Origin of the sequence: Arthrobacter sp. Rue61a, assembly GCF_000294695.2 — a bacterium.
GTDB classification, from domain to species: Bacteria; Actinomycetota; Actinomycetes; order Actinomycetales; family Micrococcaceae; genus Arthrobacter; species Arthrobacter aurescens_A.
In genome coordinates this window covers 1,042,372-1,064,486 of record NC_018531.1, presented here as the reverse complement: position 1 = coordinate 1,064,486, position 22,115 = coordinate 1,042,372, and the positions used below count along the sequence as shown (strand labels likewise).

General features: G+C 62.8%; 19 protein-coding genes and 1 tRNA gene. 11 read left to right on the top strand and 9 right to left on the bottom strand.

All coding sequences use genetic code 11. The annotated features are described in order from the left end of the window. Nucleotides 1–94 precede the first annotated feature (94 nt). The 5 genes from sucD to ARUE_RS05010 all read right to left on the bottom strand — a co-directional run bounded on the left by sucD (nt 95) and on the right by ARUE_RS05010 (nt 6,628). Nucleotides 95–997, bottom strand: a complete 903-nt coding sequence (gene sucD / locus ARUE_RS05030) for a succinate--CoA ligase subunit alpha (RefSeq protein WP_011773780.1) — start codon at nt 995–997, stop codon at nt 95–97. A 12-nt stretch (nt 998–1,009) separates the two neighbouring features. Next, complete coding sequence (sucC, locus tag ARUE_RS05025; protein ID WP_011773779.1) at nt 1,010–2,179, bottom strand: ADP-forming succinate--CoA ligase subunit beta; 1,170 nt, start codon at nt 2,177–2,179, stop codon at nt 1,010–1,012. Nucleotides 2,180–2,443: 264 nt separating this feature from the next. After that, nucleotides 2,444–3,142: a hypothetical protein gene (locus ARUE_RS05020; RefSeq protein ID WP_014920934.1), complete on the bottom strand. Its 699-nt coding sequence runs from the start codon at nt 3,140–3,142 to the stop codon at nt 2,444–2,446. 14 nt (nt 3,143–3,156) lie between these two features. Beyond that, nucleotides 3,157–5,703 carry a DNA helicase PcrA gene (gene pcrA / locus ARUE_RS05015; protein WP_014920933.1) on the bottom strand — a complete coding sequence of 849 codons (2,547 nt, stop codon included), beginning with the start codon at nt 5,701–5,703 and terminating at the stop codon, nt 3,157–3,159. A gap of 79 nt (nt 5,704–5,782) precedes the next feature. Then, a complete protein-coding gene (locus ARUE_RS05010; protein WP_014920932.1) occupies nt 5,783–6,628 on the bottom strand; it encodes an inositol monophosphatase family protein in 846 nt (281 codons plus the stop codon). 33 nt (nt 6,629–6,661) lie between these two features. Here ARUE_RS05010 and ARUE_RS05005 point away from each other — a divergent pair, with 33 nt between their 5' ends. Next, a complete protein-coding gene (locus tag ARUE_RS05005) occupies nt 6,662–7,288 on the top strand; it encodes a hypothetical protein (protein ID WP_043471044.1) in 627 nt (208 codons plus the stop codon). 159 nt (nt 7,289–7,447) lie between these two features. On the opposite strand, the gene ARUE_RS05000 is transcribed toward ARUE_RS05005, so the two are convergent. Then, nucleotides 7,448–8,245: a DUF998 domain-containing protein gene (locus ARUE_RS05000; RefSeq protein ID WP_011773773.1), complete on the bottom strand. Its 798-nt coding sequence runs from the start codon at nt 8,243–8,245 to the stop codon at nt 7,448–7,450. Nucleotides 8,246–8,353: 108 nt separating this feature from the next. On the opposite strand from ARUE_RS05000, the gene ARUE_RS04995 reads away from it, so the two are divergent. The 3 genes from ARUE_RS04995 (at nt 8,354) to ARUE_RS04985 (ending at nt 9,296) form a co-directional block, all read left to right on the top strand. Further along, nucleotides 8,354–8,426 (top strand) — tRNA-Arg (locus ARUE_RS04995). 1 nt (nt 8,427) lies between these two features. After that, complete coding sequence (locus tag ARUE_RS04990; protein ID WP_014920930.1) at nt 8,428–8,886, top strand: DUF6314 family protein; 459 nt, start codon at nt 8,428–8,430, stop codon at nt 8,884–8,886. Next, nucleotides 8,883–9,296: an NUDIX hydrolase gene (locus ARUE_RS04985; protein WP_011773771.1), complete on the top strand. Its 414-nt coding sequence runs from the start codon at nt 8,883–8,885 to the stop codon at nt 9,294–9,296. The genes ARUE_RS04990 and ARUE_RS04985 overlap by 4 nt, the downstream gene beginning before the upstream one ends. 7 nt (nt 9,297–9,303) lie before the next feature. On the opposite strand, the gene ARUE_RS04980 is transcribed toward ARUE_RS04985, so the two are convergent. Continuing rightward, nucleotides 9,304–11,217, bottom strand: coding sequence for an ABC transporter ATP-binding protein (locus ARUE_RS04980; RefSeq protein WP_014920929.1), 1,914 nt, complete (start codon nt 11,215–11,217; stop codon nt 9,304–9,306). 2 nt (nt 11,218–11,219) lie between these two features. Beyond that, nucleotides 11,220–12,881, bottom strand: coding sequence for an ABC-F family ATP-binding cassette domain-containing protein (locus ARUE_RS04975; protein ID WP_011773769.1), 1,662 nt, complete (start codon nt 12,879–12,881; stop codon nt 11,220–11,222). 211 nt (nt 12,882–13,092) lie between these two features. Here ARUE_RS04975 and ARUE_RS04970 point away from each other — a divergent pair, with 211 nt between their 5' ends. The 7 genes from ARUE_RS04970 to ARUE_RS04940 all read left to right on the top strand — a co-directional run bounded on the left by ARUE_RS04970 (nt 13,093) and on the right by ARUE_RS04940 (nt 18,971). Beyond that, nucleotides 13,093–13,815, top strand: coding sequence for a hypothetical protein (locus tag ARUE_RS04970; RefSeq protein ID WP_011773768.1), 723 nt, complete (start codon nt 13,093–13,095; stop codon nt 13,813–13,815). Next, nucleotides 13,812–14,519, top strand: coding sequence for a hypothetical protein (locus ARUE_RS04965; protein ID WP_014920928.1), 708 nt, complete (start codon nt 13,812–13,814; stop codon nt 14,517–14,519). The genes ARUE_RS04970 and ARUE_RS04965 overlap by 4 nt, the downstream gene beginning before the upstream one ends. A gap of 230 nt (nt 14,520–14,749) precedes the next feature. After that, nucleotides 14,750–15,565, top strand: coding sequence for an amino acid ABC transporter substrate-binding protein (locus ARUE_RS04960; RefSeq protein WP_011773766.1), 816 nt, complete (start codon nt 14,750–14,752; stop codon nt 15,563–15,565). Further along, the gene (locus ARUE_RS04955; RefSeq protein WP_011773765.1) at nt 15,566–16,225 is read left to right on the top strand and encodes an amino acid ABC transporter permease; all 660 of its coding nucleotides are present in this window, start codon (nt 15,566–15,568) and stop codon (nt 16,223–16,225) included. Next, entirely contained in the window at nt 16,212–17,018 is an 807-nt protein-coding gene (locus ARUE_RS04950) for an amino acid ABC transporter ATP-binding protein (RefSeq protein WP_011773764.1), read from the top strand. Before ARUE_RS04955 ends, ARUE_RS04950 begins: the two co-directional genes overlap by 14 nt. A gap of 46 nt (nt 17,019–17,064) precedes the next feature. Next, nucleotides 17,065–17,961 carry a hypothetical protein gene (locus ARUE_RS04945; protein WP_286140261.1) on the top strand — a complete coding sequence of 299 codons (897 nt, stop codon included), beginning with the start codon at nt 17,065–17,067 and terminating at the stop codon, nt 17,959–17,961. 2 nt (nt 17,962–17,963) lie between these two features. Further along, the gene (locus ARUE_RS04940) at nt 17,964–18,971 is read left to right on the top strand and encodes a hypothetical protein (RefSeq protein ID WP_014920926.1); all 1,008 of its coding nucleotides are present in this window, start codon (nt 17,964–17,966) and stop codon (nt 18,969–18,971) included. 32 nt (nt 18,972–19,003) lie between these two features. On the opposite strand, the gene ARUE_RS04935 is transcribed toward ARUE_RS04940, so the two are convergent. Continuing rightward, nucleotides 19,004–22,033 (bottom strand): alpha-mannosidase, encoded by a 3,030-nt coding sequence (locus ARUE_RS04935; protein WP_014920925.1) that lies wholly within the window; start codon nt 22,031–22,033, stop codon nt 19,004–19,006. Between the last annotated feature and the right edge of the window lie 82 nt (nt 22,034–22,115).

Below are 22,115 nucleotides of genomic sequence, written 5' to 3'. Positions count from 1 at the left end.
TCTTCGGCCCGCGTCAGCTACTTAAAGAACGACGACGGCCCGCCGCCTTCCGTGGGGAAGGCGCCGGGCCGTCGTCGTGAGCTAGCTGTAAAGGCTAGAGCGTTGCGTAAACTTCGCGCAGCAGCTTGGCGGTCTCGGACGGCGTCTTGCCGACCTTCACGCCAGCGGCTTCGAGAGCTTCCTTCTTGGCCTGGGCCGTACCGGCAGAACCGGAAACGATGGCGCCTGCGTGGCCCATGGTCTTGCCCTCGGGAGCCGTGAAGCCGGCAACGTAGCCAACAACCGGCTTGGTGACGTTGGCCTTGATGAAGTCGGCTGCGCGCTCTTCAGCGTCGCCACCGATCTCACCGATCATGACGATTGCCTTGGTCTCCGGGTCAGCTTCGAACGCAGCGAGGGCGTCGATGTGCGTGGTGCCGATGATGGGGTCGCCACCGATACCGATCGCGGTGGAGAAGCCGAGGTCGCGGAGTTCGTACATCATCTGGTAGGTCAAGGTACCGGACTTGGACACGAGGCCGATGGGGCCCTTGCCCGTGATGTTCGCCGGGGTGATGCCAACCAAGGCTTCGCCGGGGGTAATGATTCCGGGGCAGTTCGGTCCGATGATGCGGGTGATCTGCTTGCCGTCTGCGTCGACCTTGGACTGGGCGAGTGCCCAGAATTCGGCGGAGTCCTGAACCGGCACACCTTCGGTGATGACAACTACCAGGCCGATGCCGGCTTCGATGGCTTCAACCACGGCGTCCTTGGTGAATGCCGGGGGAACGAAGACGATGGAGACGTCTGCGCCGGTTTCAGCGATGGCTTCCTTGACGGTGCCGAAGACGTTGATTTCCTTGTCGCCGTGCAGGACCGTGGTACCGGCCTTGCGGGCGTTGACGCCACCAACAATGTTGGTGCCGGCCTTGAGCATCAGGGCGGTGTGCTTGGTGCCCTCGCCGCCGGTGATGCCCTGAACGATGACCTTGGAGTCTTTGTTGAGGTAGATAGACATTGTCGCGTCCCTTTACTTAGCTGCGTTGGCGAGCTCGGCGGCCTTGTCGGCGCCCTCGTCCATGGTGGCGGCCAGGGTAACCAGCGGGTGGTTGGCCTCGGTCAGGATGCGGCGGCCTTCCTCAACGTTGTTGCCGTCGAGGCGAACTACCAGCGGCTTGTTCGCGGAGGAACCGAGCTCAGCCAGTGCACCGACGATGCCCTTGGCAACGGCGTCACAAGCAGTGATGCCACCGAAGACGTTCACGAACACGCTCTTGACCTGGGAATCGCCAAGGATGACGTCCAAACCGTTGGCCATGACCTCGGCGGATGCTCCACCACCGATGTCCAGGAAGTTGGCGGGCTTCACGTTGCCGTGGTTCTCGCCGGCGTAAGCAACGACGTCGAGGGTGGACATCACAAGACCGGCGCCGTTGCCGATGATGCCTACTTCGCCGTCCAGCTTGACGTAGTTCAGGTCCTGCGCCTTGGCCTTGGCCTCCAGCGGGTCAGCTGCGTCCTTGTCTTCCAGGTGTGCGTGGTGCACGTGGCGGAAGTCAGCGTTCTCATCCAGGGAGACCTTGCCGTCGAGGGCGACGATCTCGCCAGCGCCGGTACGGACCAGAGGGTTGACCTCAACCAGGGTTGCGTCTTCCTTCTTGAAGACGTCCCAGAGCTTCAGAATGACGTCGGCTACCTTGCCGCGCAGTTCTTCAGCGAAACCTGCAGCTGCGACGATCTCGTCAGCCTTGGCCTGGTCGATGCCCACAGCGGGGTCGATGGCGATCTTGGCCAGGGCCTCGGGACGCTCAACTGCAAGCTGCTCGATTTCCATGCCGCCTTCTACCGAGCACATGGCCAGGTAGTTGCGGTTGGCGCGGTCCAGGAGGACCGAGAAGTAGAATTCCTCGGCGATGTCAGCACCCTGGGCGATCATCACCTTGTTGACGGTGTGGCCCTTGATGTCCATGCCCAGGATGTTGGTGGAGTGCTCAAGCGCCTCTTCGGCAGTCTTGGCAACCTTGACGCCGCCAGCCTTGCCGCGGCCACCGACCTTAACCTGTGCCTTTACGACAGTTACGCCGCCGATCTTCTCGGCAGCTGCCTTCGCTTCTTCAGGAGTGTGCGCCACGATGCCGGCGAGCACGGGTACACCGTGCGCCTCGAACATATCGCGCGCCTGATATTCAAACAGGTCCACGGTTTAGTGTCCTTCTACGTCGAAGTAGTTTTCTGTTCAGCCGGGAACCGCGATGACCGCGATAGCCAGCTGCGGAAAGTACGCGGTAACAACCGGGATTGAAGCCGGTCACATTGCGTAAGGTCCTCTCGGAACTTTAGCCCTTTGAGGAGTCCCGCCAGCTACACACTACCGGTTAAGTGAGTAACCTTACACTTCTATCGGATGTAGAAAAACCGCATAATGACGCGGATTTTGGACTGTTCGGCCGTCTTCCGGCCGCGATCAGGACCCCTGTTTCAGGTTCCCGCGGACCGTTTTGCCGCCGTCGGAAATCAACTGGTATCCCTCGCGGCTTACGAAGAACGCCACGCCACCTGAGACGTTTCCGCAGGCAACGCCCCCGTTATAGGCCGAACACCGCAGACCGTTGCGTTCAATGTTCTGCCCGTCCGCCAACTCCCGGAGCTTGGAGATGGGACCGTCACGGCTGCCCTTAGGCCCGAACTCCGACTCCATTTGTGTTACGCCGGAACGACATGAGCCATAGACAGCCTTCTCCGGAGTGAGGAGCACCGTCCCGCCAAGATAGCCGAGACCTATTCCCGCGCAGTCGCCAGCGATGTCGCCGGTATCCGGCTTGGCATACTTCGCCAGCTCACAATGAACTACAGGGACTACGGCGAACTTGTTGTTGGCGGCGTCGGAGTAGGAGTTGGCCTCGTAGGGCAGGTTGAGGTGCCCGCCCCGTGCGGAGGTCATGGCGCACACGATGTTCTTGTCAGCCGTAACGAACGCGGTGACATCCTCGCCCGCGGACAGTGTGGTCTGCTCGGTGACAGGCACCTGTTGGAGCTGTTCCAGCGGCGGCAGCGGGGCAGGAGGTACATAGTCAGGATCTTCAGTGGCGAAGGAGCATCCCGCCGCCAGCACCATGACCAAGGCAGCCAGGATCGCCCAAACAGTCCGTTGCATGTCCCTCATTATGCCGTGCGGCTTCACGCATCCAACTTGGTCAGGGGCGCATACCGCAGCAGCAGCCGCTTCTCGCCGACGTCGAACTTCACCTTCGCCACCGTCTTGTCGCCCGCGCCTTCGATGCCGAGCACCACTCCGTTGCCGAAACTTGTGTGGTTGACCTTATCCCCCACCACCACGGAAATGACTTCCTTCTGCGGCTGGACCCTGTTGCGTACGACGGCGGCGGGGACGTCGGCGTCGAACCCTGCGGTTGGGCTGGCGGCAGCACCGCGGGATGTGCCCGCACCCCAGAACGAACCACCGTAGCGGTTGGACCCGATGGGGGCGCTCCCCCAGCCACCTGCGGCCTGGCGACTCATTCCTTCGCGCTTCCACTCCACAAGTTCGGAGGGAATCTCTTCCAGGAACTGGCTGGCGGGGTTGTACTGGCTCTGGCCCCACATGCTGCGAACCTCAGAGCGCGTGACATAAAGGCGCTTGCGGGCACGGGTCAGGCCCACGTAGGCCAGGCGGCGTTCCTCCGCTAGCTCCTTGGGATCCGTCGCCGAGCGCTGGTGCGGGAAAATACCGTGCTCCATACCGGTGAGGAAGACCACGGGGAACTCCAAGCCCTTGGCCGTGTGCAGCGTCATGAGGGTGACAACGCCCATCCGCTTGGCCTCCGCGACGGCGGCGTCAATGTCCGCACCCGGAGCATCGGGGATCTGGTCGGCATCGGCCACCAAGGAAACCTGCTCCAGGAACTCGCCGAGGGACCCATCCGGGTTGTCGCGTTCGTACTCCCGGACCACGGCCACCAGTTCCGCGAGGTTCTCTACGCGGGATTCGTCCTGGGGATCGTTGCTGGCGCGCAGCCCCGCCAGGTAACCGGTCTGTTCGAGGACTGCCTCCAAAGCAGCGGCAGCACCGGAGCCGGAGGCCACCTCCGCGAGGTCGTCCAGCAGCTTCACGAATCCGAGTACGGCGTTGACGGAGCGCGTTGCCATGCCGGGCGCCTGGTCTGCGCGGCGCGCTGCGGTCACGAACGAGGTACGTTCCCGCTCGGCCAACGCGGCAACTGCGCCCTCGGCGCGATCGCCGATCCCGCGCTTGGGTTCGTTCAGCACCCGGCGGAGGTTGACGTCGTCGTCCGGGTTCACCAGGACGCGCAGGTACGCCAGGGCGTCCTTGATTTCCTTGCGCTCATAGAAGCGCGTGCCGCCCACCACTTTGTAGGGAAGGCCGACGCGAACCAGAACGTCCTCGATGGAACGCGACTGGGCGTTGGTGCGGTAGAAGATGGCGACGTCACCGGGACGCAAGCCTTCCTCGTCCTGCAGCCGGTCAATTTCCTTGGCGATGAACTGGGCTTCGTCGTGCTCGTTCTCCCCCACGTAGCCAACAATTTTCTCGCCGTCGCCCTCCGCGGTCCACAGACGCTTTTCCTGCCGGTTGGGGTTGCGGGAAATCACCGAGTTGGCTGCGCTGAGGATGTTCTGCGTGGAGCGGTAGTTCTGCTCAAGTTTGATGGTGCGGGCGTTCGGATAGTCGGCTTCGAACTCCACAATGTTGCGGATGTCCGCTCCGCGGAAGGCATAAATGGACTGATCGGAATCGCCCACCACTGTGAGTTCGCTCGGTTCGACGCCCGTGTCCGTTCCCAAGCCGACGATTTCCCTGACCAAGGCGTACTGGGCGTGGTTGGTGTCCTGGTACTCGTCCACCAGAACGTGCCGGAAGCGGCGCCGGTAGGACTCCGCGAGCGCCGGGAAGGCCCGGAACATGTACACGGTTTCCGCGATGAGGTCATCGAAGTCCATTGCGTTGGCTTGCCGGAGACGCTGCGTGTAGCCCTTGAACACCTCGGCCACGGCTTGCTCGAAGGGGTCGTTGTGGTTTGCCGAGGAAACGTAGGAGTCGGCGTCAATGAGCTCGTTCTTGAGCGCCGAAATCTTGTGCTGGATGGCCTTGGGGGCGAACTTCTTGGGATCAAGGTCCAGATTCTTGGCCACGAGTGTAATGAGGCGCAGCGAATCAGCGGAGTCATAGATGGAGAAGTTGGAATTCAGGCCAACGTTGGCAGCTTCCCGGCGCAGAATGCGCACACAGGAAGAGTGGAACGTAGAAATCCACATGCCCTTGGCACGGGCGCCCACCAAGGCTTCGATGCGTTCCCGCATTTCCGCTGCTGCCTTGTTGGTGAAGGTGATCGCAAGGATTTCGCCGTGGTGTGCACGCTTGGTTGCGATCAGGTAAGCGATCCGGTTACTCAGCACACGGGTCTTGCCGGACCCTGCACCTGCAACGATCAGCAGGGGGCTTCCGGCGTGCTTCACGGCCTCTTCCTGCTGCGGATTCAGTCCCTGGAGGAGGGCCTCAGCATTTGGCAGTCCGTGGGCGCCCTGGTTGCCCCATCCTCCGGAGGCGGGCCCCTGCGGGGCGTGCCCGGATGCGGCAGTTCCCTCCTGGAGGCGGGGCCCGGACGCGCCTCCCCCGGAAAGGGAGAGCTCCGGGGCAGCCTTGACTGCGGCTTTGGTGCCTGCTTTGAAGGGTCCGTCTGCGTAGGGGTCAAACAACATATCCATGGTGCCTACCAGTCTAGGCGGTGCCCATGACACTATAAGGCGCTGCAGCCGCGATGTTGCCTGTGCCCCGCGTCAGGCCCTAAGCGAACTGGGGAACGGAGGCGAGGGCCGCGCTTAGCTCGAGTACCGCCGTCGGGCCTCCTGCCACGAACCAGTTCAGTCCGTTGACCTGCACGACGGCGGTGTCCCCGCCGGCAGCGCGGACGATCGCCTTTCCGGGAAGCCAGTCCCATTCGGGGCAGCTGTGCTGGAACCAGCACCCGAGTTCGCCATCGGCCACCCGGCCAAGGTCGCAGGAGCCCGAACCGAACATGCGCAGTGATGCCGCGGAAACTGCAGCCGCGTGCCAGGGCATGGCCGCGCGGGGGTCCGCCAACCAGGTGGGGTGGATGTAGGTTGCGGCGGAGATTTGGCTCACGGGAAGGTCGCCGAAGCCGGTGATCGATTCGCCGTTCAGGGTTGCCGGGCGTCCCTCCCCTCCCAGCCAGAGCTTGTCCAGTTCGGGCTGATAGATGGCGCCCAGCAGCACGTCCGGATCGGCAACCGAGGTGCCGCCGTGGATCGAGTCGTCCCGTTTGAGGGCAATGGCGGAACACCAGTATGTGGAGCCGTGGAGGAAGTTGTACGTGCCGTCTACGGGGTCGATCACCCAGGTCCGGCCGCTTGTCCCGGCAACGGAGGTGCCTTCCTCGCCCAGGATGCCGTCGTCGGGACGGCAGCGCCGCAACTGGTCCAGGACGTAAGCCTCGGCTGCGTGATCAGCTGCAGTGACGACGTCGGACACTGACGTCTTGCGTTCGCCCTGCAGTCCGCCCATCCGCATGAGCAGCGCCAGCTGGCCTGCCTCGCGGACCAGGGCGCTGGCCAGTTGGTAGTCATCCAGTGATGGATCGAGTTCAGTTGCTGTGTGCCTGCCGGTGGTCATGGATCCAGCTTATGTGGCGGGATAATGAATGGCATGGCCAAGACACCCGCCCAGCGCATCAAGAAGCACGGAGCAAAGGCAGTGGTCCCGGATCACACGCTGCCTCCCGTGATCAACACCACCACCCAGCGCACGCCGCAAAAGGCACAGAGCAATTCAAAGCTCATTGTGATCGCGGGCGTCGTGGCCAGCCTGTTCCTGTTCTGGTACCTGCACCTGCTCACCTTGAACCAGATGACGCAGCTCTCCGGTGGCCTGGCGATGCCTGATTCGCTGATCGGCGGCTTCTCGCAGGACTACATCGTCCAGCTTCGAGAGGCCATGGACGAGTCCGCGCGTGGCCAATTGAACTACATCCACAAGACCGCCGGCACCCTGTTTCCGCTGATCTTCGGCTTCAGCTGGCTCCTGCTGATTGGCACCAATGTGGCGCGAAAGTCATGGCGGTGGACCCTGTGGGCTGCTCCCCTGCTGTTCGCTGTGGCGCACCTGTGGTCCAACATCGCCATCGATTCCGTGCTGGCTGCCGAAACGCCCGACGCCGGTTCGGTCGCGTTGGCCTCAGCTGTCACCGTCGCGTCGTGGGTGCTGTTCCTGATCAGTCTCCTGTGCGGCGTGGTGGCCGTGTTCCTCGGACGACAGAGCGCGAAGCCCGCCTGACCAACGTTCCGCCCCTGCCCGCGCGCCCACCGCACCACTACACGCCCACCGCACCACACGTTCCCCAGCACCGCACCCCTACGCGCCCGGCGCACCAGTGCTTACGGGCGCAATCGGCGGCAACGGGTGCGGAAACCTCAGGAACCCCGCCAACAAACCTCAGCGGGAGCCCGTCCCTGCCCGCGCCAACTTGCGTTCCGTGTGGGTGCGCTGGGCAATCACCAGGCCGGCCGCAGCGAGGCCAATGGTCACCGGATAGCCCATGAACCGCTCAAGCAACCCCGGCTGAGGCACCTCCATCCCGGTGAACCCTCCAATGACGAGCGCGCCAATACAAACCAGCCCGCAGGCAGCGAGGAACCAACTGATCGGGGTTTGCCGGAACCACAGGATGCCCAACAGGAGCAGTGCAAACCCTCCCCCGATGAAGAACATCAGTGCGCCCGCAAAGTGCCAAGGTGAGCCGAGGTCTTCGGGCACCAGTCCCACCAGGACCGTTCCCACTCCGGCGACGCCGGTGAGGATCCGGATGGCGACAGCCAGGATCCAGGGCACGGTCAGGACCCGCGTCTGAGGAGAGTCGTCCGCAACAGCTCGAAATCGTCGTGCCGTTACTCCGGCCCGCGCGGCCACGCTCAACAGCCCGGCCGTCAGGAATACAGCACCCAGGATGAGGGCCAGGCCCTGCACCACAAACGAGGCGTTCATCAGCAGATGCAACGGCGAGCACACGGCCCGGTCCTCGTAAATACCGCAGGAGATTGCTCCGAGGTCACTGATGAATCCGGTGGCCCTGCTGTAGGGCTCGGGCCCTGCCCAGGCCTCGATCACGGCGGCCTCAGCCACGAAGTATTGGACCACGCTCAGCTGCGCCCACCCTCCGATGTTCGCCCTGATGCCACGGGTATCCGGAAGGAACGATCCAGCTGGCGCCGGTGCAGTCGTGTGCCCTTTCATGAACGCCAGCCTAGCGGTGTTCGGGCAGCACCCCCGCAGCTTGTATGCTTGTAGTCGTGTCCGGGCCCTCGAGCTCCAGCAGTGGGATTTAGAGTCATGGACACACAGGCCCTCGTAGCTCAGTGGATAGAGCACGGCTCTCCTAAAGCCGGTGTCGTTGGTTCGATTCCAATCGAGGGCACTTGAACCACCAGCAGCCCACCCAGGACTTGCAGGCCTACTTGGCCGGCAGCTGGCGCGTGGAGCGGACACTCCTGGACCGGACCTCCGGCACCAACGGAACCTTTACCGGCGTCGTGCGCTATACCCTGAACCCCGACGCGGGGCTGGACTACCGCGAAGACGGAACCATGCACTGGCCAACCCATTCGGGTCCGGCATTCCGTGAGTATGTCCTGAAACCCGGAGCCGGCCCGGATTCGATGGAGGTGTTCTTCCCCGACGGCAGGCCTTTCCACGTGATGAGCTTCTCCGAACAGGTCAACCAGGATAAGCACTGGTGCGACCCCGACGAATACCGCGTCAAGTACTTTGTGGAGGGACCTGACTCGTTCAGTTTCACCTGGGATGTTCGTGGGCCGGCCAAGAATCTGCTGCTGGAATCGCACTTGGTCCGAATCGAAGCCGGGAGGCAACCATGAGTGGAACCGGCACGGACCTGATTATTGTCAGCGCCGTCTGCGTCTACAACAACGCCGGCCAACTGCTGACTGTCCGCAAGAGCGGCACGGACAAGTTCATGCACCCGGGCGGCAAGCCCGAGCCAGGCGAAACCGCTGCTGAAGCCGCTTCGCGGGAGCTTTTGGAGGAAGTGGGCATAGCGGTAGCACCGAACCTCCTGGAGCCGCTCGGCGTGTGGTTGGCTGTGGCAGCCAATGAGGCAGCGACCAATATCGAAGCCACCGTGTTCACTGCACCCGGAACATGGGAGGCGCACCCTTCGGCGGAGATCGCCGAGATCCGCTGGCTGGACCTCGACGCGCCGCTTCCCCCGGACCTGGCACCGCTGTTGACGGACCACGTACTTCCAGCGCTCACCCCGCCCAAGTAGCCCTGGGTTACAGCTCCGGGACCGCTTCCTCGGCCACCGCCGTGGCTTCCGCGAACTGGGTTTGATACAGCTCTGCGTAGCGGCCGTCCGCGGCCAGCAGCTCGGTGTGCGTGCCGCGCTCAACGATCCTGCCGTCCTCCACCACCAGTATGGCGTCGGCCGCACGGATGGTGGACAGCCGGTGTGCAATAACGACGGCGGTACGCCCCTCGAGTGCCTCGCCCAACGCCGCTTGGACGGCGGCTTCGTTGGTGGAGTCCAACGCTGCAGTGGCTTCGTCGAGGATCACAACGCGAGGCTGCTTGATGAGCAGGCGGGCGATGGTGAGCCGTTGGCGTTCACCACCGGAGAGCCGGTAGCCGCGCTCCCCCACCACGGTCTCCAAGCCATCGGGCAGGGACCGGATCATCGGCTCCAGGCGTGCCCGACGGAGCACATCCCACATGTCGTCTTCGGTGGCGTCCGGCCGGGCGAGGCGCAGGTTGGAGGCGATGGTTTCGTGGAAGAGGTGGCCGTCCTGGGTCACCATACCCATGGTGTCGCGCAGGGAGTCGAAACTGAGGTCCCGGACGTCCACGCCGGTTCCGGGCTTTTGCCCGCCAAGGCGGACTGCGCCGGAGTCGACGTCGTACAAGCGTGAGAGCAGCTGGGCCACCGTGGACTTGCCGGCTCCGGAGGAGCCCACCAGGGCAACAGTCTGGCCGGGCTCCACCCGGAAGCTCACACCGTGCAGGACTTCCTCGCCGCCCCGGGTATCCAACGTGGCAACGTCCTCAAGGGAAGCCAGTGAGACTTTTTCGGCGGAGGGGTAGGAGAATCGGACGTCGTCGAATTCCACGGCAACCGGACCCACCGGAACTGTCACGGCGTCTGCCTTCTCGGTGATGAGTGGCTTCAGGTCAAGGATCTCAAACACCCGCTCGAAGGAGACCAAAGCACTCATGATTTCCACACGAGCGTTGGACAGCGCCGTCAGTGGAGCGTAGAGACGGGTCAGGAGGAGGGCGAGAACCACCACGTCACCGGGTGCAAGCTGCCCGCCGATTGCCAACCAACCACCCAGGCCATAGACCAAGGCCAGAGCCAGCGCCGACACCAGGGTCAGGGCGGTGACAAAGGTGAACTGCAGCATGGCAGTCCGGATTCCGATATCCCTGACCCGGCCGGCGCGGGCAGCGAACTCACGGGATTCCTCGTCCGGGCGGCCGAACAACTTCACCAGAGTGGCACCCGGAGCGGAGAACCTCTCCGTCATCTGCGTGCCCATGGCAGCGTTGTGCGCGGCAGCTTCACGGCGAAGGTCAGCCAGTTTGGAACCCATCCTCCGGGCCGGAATCAGGAAGATCGGCAGCAACACCATAGCCAGCACAGTCACAAGCCATGACGTATTCAGCATGACCACAAGTGTCAGGGCCAACGCCACAACGTTACTGACCACACCGGACAGCGTTCCGGCGAAGGCCGACTGCGCTCCGATGACGTCGTTGTTCAGGCGGCTGACCAAGGCACCGGTCCGTGTTCGGGTGAAGAACGCGATGGGCATGCGCTGCACGTGATCGAACACGCGCGTGCGGAGATCCACGATGACGCCCTCGCCGATGATGGAAGACAACCAGCGCGTCACCAAGCCCACACCGGCCTCGCCCACAGCGACGATGGCGATGAGGACGGCCAGCCAGATCACCGTGCCGACGCCTGCGTTGGCGATGATGGCATCCACCACCTGGCCGGCCAGGACCGGAGTAGCCACAGCCAGGAAGGCACCGGCGATGGAGGCGACCACGAAGGCGATGAGCTTGCCCTTATGCGGTGCGGCGAAAGCCATGACCCGCTTCAGGGTCTCCTTGGAAAAAGGCTTCGAACCGCTCTTGGCGGTAGTGATGTTATACAGCGAGCTCCAGGCCACGCGGTCCATGCTCATGGTTACTTCTCCTGGCTAGGGCTGTGATGGAGTTCTTGCACTTGTCCGTTTTCCAGATGCCAGCGCGAATCGAGCCGAACGTTTTCGAGCAATCTGCGGTCATGGGTGACCAGCAGGAGCGCCCCTTCGTAGCTTTCCAGCGCCTCCTCCAACTGTTCGATGGCCGGAAGATCCAAATGGTTGGTGGGCTCGTCCAGCACCAGCAGGTTCACGCCGCGTGCCTGCAGCAACGCAAGCGCCGCCCGGGTCCGCTCCCCCGGGGACAACGAATCCACCGTGCGGGAGGTGTGATCCGCTTTGAGGCCGAACTTGGCCAGGAGGGTACGGACATCCGCACTGTTCCAGTCCACCAGCACAGCTTCAACAGCGTCGCCAAGGTGCCGCCCGCCGTCGAGCAGTCCGCGCGCCTGGTCAATTTCGCCGATGGCCACAGACGCACCCATGGAGGCCTCGCCGTCGTCCGGTTCCTGGGTCCCCAACAGCAGGCGCAACAGCGTCGACTTCCCGGCACCGTTCGGTCCGGTGATGCCGATCCGCTCGCCCCCGTTGAGTTGGAGGTTCACCGGACCCAGTGTGAAGTCGCCTTGGCGTGCGACGACGTCACGCAAGGTGGCGACGACGGCACTTGAGCGGGGTGCCTGGCCGATGCTGAACTGCAGCTGCCACTCTTTGCGGGGCTCCTCCACCTCGGTGAGCCGGGCGATGCGGGACTCCATCTGGCGGACCTTCTGCGCCTGCTTCTCGGACGATTCGCTGCTTGCTGCGCGACGGATCTTGTCGTTGTCCGGGTTCTTCTTCATCGCGTTCCGGACGCCTTGAGAGCTCCATTCGCGCTGGGTGCGTGCGCGGGAAACGAGGTCGGCTTTGGTGTTGGCGAACTCTTCGTACCGCTCCCTGGCGTGGCGCTTGGCCACGGCGCGCTCTTCGAGGAAGGCTTCATAACCGCCGTCGTAGACGGCCACGGAGTTCTGGGCGAGGTCCAGCTCCACCACGGTAGTGACGCAGCGGGCCAAGAATTCGCGGTCGTGCGACACCAGGATGACGCCGCCCCGAAGGCCCTGGACGAAAGCCTCAAGCCGGGCGAGCCCGTCAAGGTCGAGGTCGTTGGTGGGTTCGTCCAAAAGGACTACGTCGAAGCGGCTGAGCAGCAGTGCAGCGAGAGCAACACGCGCAGCCTGCCCGCCGGAGAGCCCGGTCATGAGCGCGTCGGCGCCAAGCTCCAAGCCGAGGTCGGCGAGGACAGCCGGGATGCGCTCCTCGAGGTCTGCTGCGCCGGAGGCCATCCAGCGGTCGAAGGCCAGGGAGTAAGCGTCGTCGGCTCCGGGAGCTCCCGAGCCGAGAGCTTCGGCGGTGGATTCCATCTCGGTTGTTGCCTGGGCACAGCCGGTGCGTCGGGCAATGTATGACGCAATTGTTTCGCCGGCGGTGCGCTCGTGTTCCTGCGGCAACCAGCCCACAAAAGCATCCGAGGGCGCCAAGCTGACATTCCCGTCCTGGGGCTGGTCCACGCCGGCGAGAATGCGCAGCAACGTGGATTTACCGGCACCGTTCGCTCCCACCACGCCCACCACATCGCCCGGCGCAACGGTCAGGGAAAGGTCCGAGAAAAGTGTGCGGTGGCCATGACCACCGGCAAGATCCTTGGCCACCAAAGTTGCAGTCATCGTCTATCCTCCAGCAAGGGAACGCAGAAATTCAGGCCGCGATTCCCGCGGGCATGGAAAAACCCGCTGGTCCGGACTTGGGGGGTGTACGGACCAGCGGGTTCAATCATCAAGCATAATTCAATGTGGCGTCGGCGTAAAATCGTTTCGTACTACCACTTAACGGCTTACGTTCGTCTTTGCCCTCGCGGCCCCTCCAGGAAAGTTCCACATGCCCTTACAGTCCAAGGCGTTTCAGCGCTGGCTTCATGGCGTTGCGCCCGATGCCAGCACCGCTGACGTCTGCAGGATCGCCGGCATCAAGAGAACAACGTTGGCGCAGCAGTTGGTCCGCGGCAAGGTGGCCGAGTCCACTTTGGTGAGTATCAGCCGTGGCTTCCACATCAATCCTGTGCAGGCCTTGTCCACTTTCGATCTTTACGCGGAGCTTCGGGGCGACCCCGTCCCGCCCACGTCCTGCGAACTGGTCAGCCAAGTGGCTACCATAGACCTGCTGCGCGCAGTGGTGGACCGCAGCGAGCCCGGCACTACCCCCGCTCCGCGCCTTTCCGAACCACCGCACCCCACCTCCGTGCGTAACTGGGTGGACGCGATCGACGACGGCGAGTTGCGGCACCGGGTCAGCGACGCCACCGGGATTGCCCCACAGAACTTCTCCGCCCACCTGACCGCCAACAGGCTTCCGCCCGAACTGGCCATCGCTACCTCGCGTGCTGCGGGGGTGGGGCCAGCGGGAGGACTGGTGGCAGCAGGGTTGATTACGGAGGCCGAAGCCGGATGGCCGCCTGAGGCCCGCCAGGAAGCCCTGGACAAGTTGTCGCAGGGCAGACTGGTGACGCTGGCTGGCGAACGGCTCCTGGCGCTCGGCAAGACACTGCGCCGGCAGGAACAAGACCACGAACGAACTGAACGAATTTGGGAGAACCTCGGATGACGGCTGTCCTGCCCTGGGTCACGCTGGCGGTTTGCCTTGCCATTACCCTGGCCCGGGTCCCCAGCGCATTGCGCGGCGAAAACCGGGAGGTCTTCTACATATTTTCGCTGATCTCGTTGAGCATCTTCATCAGTATCGAGGCCCCCTATCTGGTCATCGATGGGTGGCTCGGCGGGATGAACATCGGCAATCTGATTCTGCGTTTCCTGCTGTACGGCACGTTCTACTTCATGGGCATCAAGATCGCCACTGCGTTCGGCTCAGCCTCTGCCGTGCGTGCCATCCGAGGCCCCTTGGGGATCACTGCTGCGGCGATTATTGGTGCCCTGACAATCTACTTCTTCGTCATCACGGACACCCAGGGATCCTCGGCCGGCATGAGCGGGCTTAAATGGGGGCCGTCCCTTGACGGCTACGCGGCGATGGGGCGCTTGTATCCGGGGTTTGTGGCCGCCTGCCTGATACCCGCCATCTGGCGCACGGTTGTGAGCACGGCACCCGTCCTGCTTCGGGTGGCCTCGGGGTTCCTGCTCCTAGGGCTTTCGCTGCTTTTGTCGTCCCAACTTTTCCCCCTTATTCCATTTTCGGAGGCCTGGTTGCGGGTCCTCATCAACTACTCGGCCGCCTTGTTCACGTGCCTTGGACTTGCTGGGATCTGGTTCTCCAAGTCATTTGCGCGGCGAAAGCAACGTCTCTCGGCGTAAGACTTTCACAAAACCATTAGATCGTGGCACAATCATGAATGTGTGAACGCGGTTTGCAGCCTGACACCGGAATCAGAGAACGGGTTTCCGGTGGATGTGGCGCCCACGTGATCACAATTGGGGGGATGAGTGGTGGCGGGCTGTTGGGGACCGCCCCCACTCAGCCTTTTTAATGGCCCTTTTTCAAGCCGCCCGCCAAGCCTGGCCGTGGCGGTGACTAAGATGGCTCCATGAACAGCCTCCGCACCCGCCGCTCTGTCCTCGCAGCCACTCTGGCCTCGGCCGCCCTTGCACTTTCTGCGTGCGGTGGAGGATCAGCACCTGCCCAGTCCGGCGGGGACACGTCCCTTTCGGATGTGAAATCCAAGGGCGAATTGGTCATCGCCACCGAGGGCACCTACCGTCCCTTCAGCTTCCACGCTGACGGCGCCGGGGAGCTCACGGGGTTTGACGTCGAGGTCGCCCAGGCCGTGGCCGGGAAACTTGGTGTGAAGGCTACCTTCCAGGAGACCCAATTCGACGGTATCTTTGCCGGTCTGGAATCCAAGCGCTTTGACACTATCGCCAACCAGATCTCCATCAATGACGAGCGCAAGGCCAAGTACGACTTCTCCACGCCGTACACCATCTCCACGGGAGTGGTCGTCACCAAGTCGGACAACAGCAGCATCAACAGCTTCGCGGACCTCAAGGGCAAGACCACCGCCCAGTCACTGACCAGCAACTTCTACAAAATGGCCGTTGAAGCGGGCGCCAATGTCCAGGCAGTTGAAGGCTGGGCCCAGTCCGCCACGCTGGTGCAGCAGGGACGAGTGGACGCCACCGTAAACGACAAGCTCACGTACTTGGACTACGCCAAGAACACTCCCGACTCGGGCCTGAAGGTAGCCGCCGAGGCACCGGAGAAGACTGAGAGCGCCATGGTGTTCCGCAAGGGCTCCACTGAACTCACAGCAGCCGTGGACAAGGCATTGGCCGATCTCCAAGCCGATGGCAGCCTGGCGAAGATCTCGGAGAAGTACTTCGGCGCGGACGTCACCAAATAGATGAACTGGGACCTCATCTGGAGTTCCTTCGGTCCGCTGATCACCGGTGCCGTGACCGGGACCATTCCGCTGACGCTCGCGTCCTTTGCCTTCGGCCTGGTGCTCGCGCTGGTGGTTGCCCTGATGCGCCTGAGCCCCAACTGGTTGCTCTCGGGCATCGGCCGTTTCTACGTCTCGGTGATCCGCGGCACTCCCTTGTTGGTGCAGCTCTTTGTGATCTTCTTCGGCCTGCCCAGCATCGGCATCCGTCTTGATCCTTGGCCCAGCGCCATCATCGCGTTCTCACTGAACGTGGGCGGGTATGCTGCCGAGATCATCCGTGCGGCCATCCTGTCCGTGCCGAAGGGCCAATGGGAAGCCGGCCACACCATCGGCATGTCCCGTCCCCAGGCCTTGGTCCGCATCATCCTTCCGCAGGCAGCACGGGTGTCCGTTCCGCCGCTTTCCAACACCTTCATTTCGCTGGTGAAAGACACCTCCTTGGCCTCGCTCATCCTGGTCACCGAACTGTTCCGCAACGCACAGCAGATCGCCGCGTTCAGCCAGGAGTTCATGGCCCTTTACCTGCAGGCAGCCCTGGTTTACTGGGTCATTTGCCTGGTCCTTTCCACAGCGCAATCCGCCGTGGAGAAGAGATTGGACCGCTATGTCGCCCACTAACGAACCCGCACAGCAGCCGCATGCCACCTCTGTCCTGAAGGCACGGAACCTGGCCAAGGCCTTTGGAAGCAATGTGGTGCTGCGGGACATCGACATCGATATCCGGCGCGGCCAGGTGGTGGCCCTGATCGGACCTTCGGGCTCCGGCAAGACCACGGTCCTGCGTTCCCTTAACGGCCTGGAAATTCCCGACGCCGGCACCGTCACCTTTGGGAGCGGGGATGCCTCGGATGAGCTCGCCATCGATTTCGGTGCCAAGGTGGGCAAGAAGGAAGTGGCTGCGCTCCGCGACCGCAGCGCCATGGTCTTCCAGCACTACAACCTGTTCCCTCACATGACTGTGCTGAAGAACGTCATTGAAGGCCCGGTCCAGGTCCAGAAGCGGCCTCGTGCCGAGGCAATTGCGGAAGCTGAGCGCCTGCTGGAACGTGTTGGTCTTGCCGACAAGCGCGACGCCTACCCTTTTGAGCTCTCAGGCGGACAGCAGCAGCGCGTGGGTATCGTCCGGGCGTTGGCACTCAAGCCTCAACTGCTCCTGTTTGACGAGCCCACGTCCGCACTGGATCCCGAACTTGTGGGGGACGTGCTGGGCGTCATCAAGGAACTCGCCGAAGAGGGCTGGACCATGGTGATCGTGACCCATGAGCTCGCCTTTGCCCAGCATGTGGCGGACGAGGTAATTTTCATGGACGGCGGGGTGGTAGTGGAACGCGGGCCGGCGGCCGAGGTTTTGCGGGCACCGCGCCAGGAACGGACCAAACTCTTCGTGAAGCGGCTAAAGCACGACGTCTAAGTGGTTCGCAAACACTACGTGATTCACAAATTTGGGGGATGAAAGCTTGGAAGAAACACTCAGCGCACCCGGCAAGGGACGCTCCAGACGTACGGTAATCCTCGTTGCCGCCGTGGTGGTGGCCATGGTGGCCGCCGGGCTTGGGACGTGGTTTGCCCTCTCCCGGCCGGCGGAACCTGGCCGTGCCGACGTTGTCCGCTTGGACAAGCACCGCGTTATCGTGGACAACTCGATGAATCTCTACGATCCCTTGGTCCAACAGTTCTCCGGACGGTACTCGAACGCCATTTCCGAAAAAGCGGGACAGCCGGAGGAGGAGAAAGTCCTCAACCAGGACCGTGAGCGCATCGTGCGTGAGTCACAGGTGAATCGTGACCGCCTGCAGCAGATGGCGGAATCGCCGGCACTGCAGGACCAGGAAGTTGCCGAATCCTTCAAGCGCTTCAAGGATCAGTACGGTGCGGTGATCGCCTACAACGATCAGCTGGTGGTCAACACCACCAACATCTACCGCTCCGTGGGCGGGCCGTGTGCGGCCTTGCATTCATCGCTGAACGTTGCCAGTGAGACCTACGCCCAGGAGTACGTCAAGAGCGCCGATGAGTGCCTGGCCGCGCTGGGCACCGCCAAGGACGGTGCCGACGCCGAGACCACCACCCTGCTCTCGGACGTAGAGGCGGTTATCCGCGGGCAGCGGGACAAGCAACAGGAAGTCCTGGATAGCAAGGACACCTTTGAGCGCCTCAGCAAGAGCACCATCGCCGGCCTTGCACTGTTGGATATCAATGATGCTTTCGCCAAGGCGCAAACAACATATGAAACCGCCACCAAGGACAAATACACAAAGATCATCGAGAGTGCCAACAGCTCAAATTCCGAATTCGAAGGCGTACTCAAGAAGAGCCTGGAACAGTTTGATGCAGCATCCGGTGAGGGGAAATAGCGATGACCATTGAGCCCGTTCGCAGTAAGCGCCGTCCGGTCCTTATCGCTCTTGCCATTGCCGTTGTGGTGGCGGTGGTTGCCTCGGTAGTGGTAATAGCCCTAACCAACTTCGCCGGTCAGCAGCGCAGGGATAGCCTGGCCCTCCTGAAAGATGAGCGCCTGACGGCACTCATTGAGGCAAGGGACAAGATCCAGCCCGCCGTCAACACCTACCTGGCCGCGTATAAGAAGGCCCGCAACGTCCCCGCAACACGAGAGGATGCTGAGAAGAACTCCGTCAAAGAGCGGGACGAGTTCCAACAGGCCGTCAATTCCGCACGGACTGCCTTGAGCGATGTGCAGGAGGGCTACGGCGACGGTAAAGAAGCGGATGGGATCGGTGTGGCTGTAGCGCAGCTGGTCGATTCCTACCAGGCCTACCTCGACTCAATGGAGGGCCTCGTGGAGTCCTACCCCCGGTTCGAAGGCCTATTCAGGGAAGATGCCGGGTGCAGCGGACTCTTTGTCGGCTCCAAAGCAGCCAACCTCCGGGAACGCCAAACGCTGTTGACGCAAGCAGCAGTTCCTTGCCGGGAAGCCGTCAACCAACTCAAGCAGTCCAAGAACATCTCCTACGTTGAGTTTGCCCGCACCTTGGACAATGAGATTGCACAGCTCGAATCGCACGCAGAAACAACCGCAAAGTCCGAGGAGAACTACAACGAGTTTGTTCGGCTCAAGGACGAGTACGTCAAAAAGATTGATGACGCCACCGCCCGGAATGCCCCGGAAGCGGAATATCTCACCATTGCCGACGAACTCAAGGCTCTCAACACCCGGATAAAGAACAACAGGTCAGAGTTCGACTTTGCCGCCAAGCGCTACCTTAACGGCGTGAAGGACATGCCGACTCTGGTTGAAGATGTCTTCACGAAGAACGTCTCAGCCCAAATCAAACACCATGACACTGTGATTCCCCTTCGGGTTCAAGTGTTGAAGGATGCTATCGACGCGGAACTGGCGGAGTAACCAGGCGGGCAAAGAAACGCCGGGGGCAAACCTCAGCGAACAAACCGCAGGGTTACCAGCTGGAAAGGCCGAAGCACCAGCTTGACCGCGGGCCCCTCCTCCACAGCCACACCGGGGGCTTCCGTAGGGCGCTCCAGCAGATCGGTGGCTAATGCATCAGAGCACTCAAAGTTGGGCGTTAGGAGGCCTGTTGAGCGCTCCCCCAACGATTCGTAGAGCCGAACAACGACATCGCCCGAGCCGTCTTCGGCCAGCTTGACGGCCTCCACCACGATTGCGGGATTGGACACGGAAAGCAGCGGTTCCACCGGCCGGCCGCCGGAGATGAACCTTGGCTTCAGGTTGGTGCGGTATCCCTCCTCCACAGCGTCAGCGATCGCGGCGCCAGGCCTGATGGATACCTCAAGTGTGTGCTCACCCCGGTCGGCTTCCGGGTCCGGGAACCGGGCAGAGCGCAGCAGCGAAGTGCGGACCGTCGTCGTGGTTCCGCCATCGGCACGGACAGCCCGCGTGACGTCGTGCCCGTAACTGGAGGAATTGCTCACTGCAACGCCATAGCCAGGCTCGGCTACGTGGATCCAGCGGTGGGCGCAGATCTCGAACTTGGCCGCTTCCCAGGAGGTGTTGGTGTGCGTCGGCCGGAAGACGTGGCCGAACTGGGTCTCGGACGCTGAACGATCCGCCCTGACGTCCAGCGGGAAGGCGATCTTGAGCATCTTTTCGCGTTCCTGCCAGTCCACCGTGGTGGCGATCCCAAGCGACGCCGAACCGGCGTCGAGAGTCAGGCGTTGCGTGATGGTGGAGGCACCCACCTTGCGTTTGACCACCACGACGACGCCGGCCGGCGAACGCTCAACATCGACGCCATCCGCTTGGGTCAAGGGTGTGACATTTCGGCGATAGAACTCTTCGATGTCCCATGCGTCCCACTCGTTGGGGGTGTCGCGGAACAACTCCAACAGGTTTCCCGTGTGCCCCGGGGCGATGGCGTTGCGGCCACTGGCGTGATCCACCAATGAGGTGAGGAGGCCCTCCCGGTCCAGGACCGCGCGGATGATGCCATTGTCCAAAACGTAGCCGTCCTCGAGCTCGTCCACCTGGACGCTGGACTCGGGCTTGATGGCCTCGGCTGCGCCCAGCGCGGGCACACCGTTGCGCTGATGCGGGGCGGCATTCAGCAGGAACTGCTGATCGCCCGCGCCCACCAAGGCCTGGGCGGCGTGGCTGATGATGCCCTCGAGGTCCCGGGCTATGGCTTCGTAGTTCCGTTCAGCATCCTGGTGGACCCAGGCAATGGAGCTGCCCGGCAGGATGTCGTGAAACTGCTGGAGCAGGACCAGCCGCCAGAGCCGCTTGAGCTCGTCCGCGGGATAGGCGTAGGCCGCACCGAGCCGGACGGCAGCGGTGGCGCACCACAACTCGGCCTCGCGCAGGAGGTGTTCGCTCCGACGGTTGCCTCGCTTGGTCTTTGCTTGGCTGGTGTACGTTCCGCGGTGCATTTCCAGGTACATCTCGCCAACCCAGACGGGCAGGTTGGTGTACTCGGCCTCGGCCTTGGTGAAGAACTCCCTGGCTGTGCCCATGTGCACCTTCGGAGAGCCTTCCAGGTCCGCCGTTCGATGCGCAGCGGCAACCATTTCGCGCGTAGGTCCGCCGCCGCCGTCGCCATAGCCGAAGGGCACCAATGACATGGTCCCGCGGCCGTGGTCGCGGTAATTGCGCTCTGCGTGCGCCAGTTCGCGTCCGTGCAGCTCAGCGTTGTACGTGTCCACCGGCGGGAAGTGCGTAAACAGCCGGGTGCCGTCGATGCCCTCCCAGGCGAAGGTGTGGTGAGGCATCCGGTTGACCTTGTTCCAAGAGATCTTCTGTGTGAGGAACCAGCGCGAACCGGCTTCCTTGACAATCTGCGGGACGGCACCGGAATAGCCGAACGAATCGGGCAGCCAGGCTTCCTGGCACTCGATATCGAACTCGTTCAGGAAGAAACTCTTACCCTCCACGAACTGGCGGGCCATGGCCTCGCCGCCTGGCATATTGGTGTCCGATTCCACCCACATGCCGCCCACAGGAACGAACTGGCCGGCCTTCACTTTTTCCCTGATGCGCACAAAGAGCTCAGGGAAGAACTCCTTCATCCACGCCATCTGCTGGGCCGAAGAACAGGAGAAGACGAAGTCCGGGTCTTCATCCATCAAGGCCACCACGTTGGAGAAAGTGCGGGCACATTTGCGGATGGTCTCACGAACAGGCCACAGCCAGGCGGAGTCAATGTGTGCGTGCCCGGTAGCCAGGAGTTCATGGGCGGACGCGTAGGCGGGACGGCTGAGAACTTGCGCCAGCTCTGCACGACCCGCAGCAGCGGTTCCGGCAACGTCGTCCGGGTCCATGACGTCCAGCATGCGTTCCAGCGCGCGCAGGATCTCGTGGCGCCGGGGCATTTCCATGGGAAGCTCGTGCATCAAACCGCTGAGGGTCCAAATGTCTTGATTGAGTTCCCACACCGTTTCGTTCAGCTCGGCAATGGCGATGCGTCCCAGGCGATACCGGGGCTCATCGCCGGAGGTTGCTTTGTCCCCCAGCGGTGTGGGCGCGAAGGACCAACCCTGGGCAACGTCCGGGTTGGCTGCGGCCTCCACATAGAAGTCCACGGAGTGGCCGCCGCCAAGAAGTTTGAGCGGGACGTGGTAGTTCCTGGGCGAAATCGCCTTGATGATGCTTCCGTCCGAGTGCCACGCGGTGCCTTCGCACTGGAAGCCCGGGACGTCGCTGTTGAAGCCAAGATCAACAATGATCTCCACTGTGGTGGAGTCAGTCATGCCCCAGTCCTGCGGCACCTCACCCTGCAGGCGCAGCCACTTGGTACTCCAGGCCTTGCCCCACGCCGCGCCGGGCTCCTGCGGGGTGAAGACCTGGCGTAGCGCTTCCGTGGCGGGCACGGGTTCGCCGGGCGCCTCCCAGCTACTGAGTTGAAGCGGAATCGCCCTGCCGTAAATGGCCGGAAGAATGCGTTCCCGAACAAATCGATCGAGACGCTGTTCGGTGATCCGGCGGTCGTCGTGCAATTAATTCCCCTTTGGGCGTTCGCTGGGTGACATGGTTTGTTATCGACCCGGAAGCGCTGGGCGCGAACGGCGAATCCGGGTT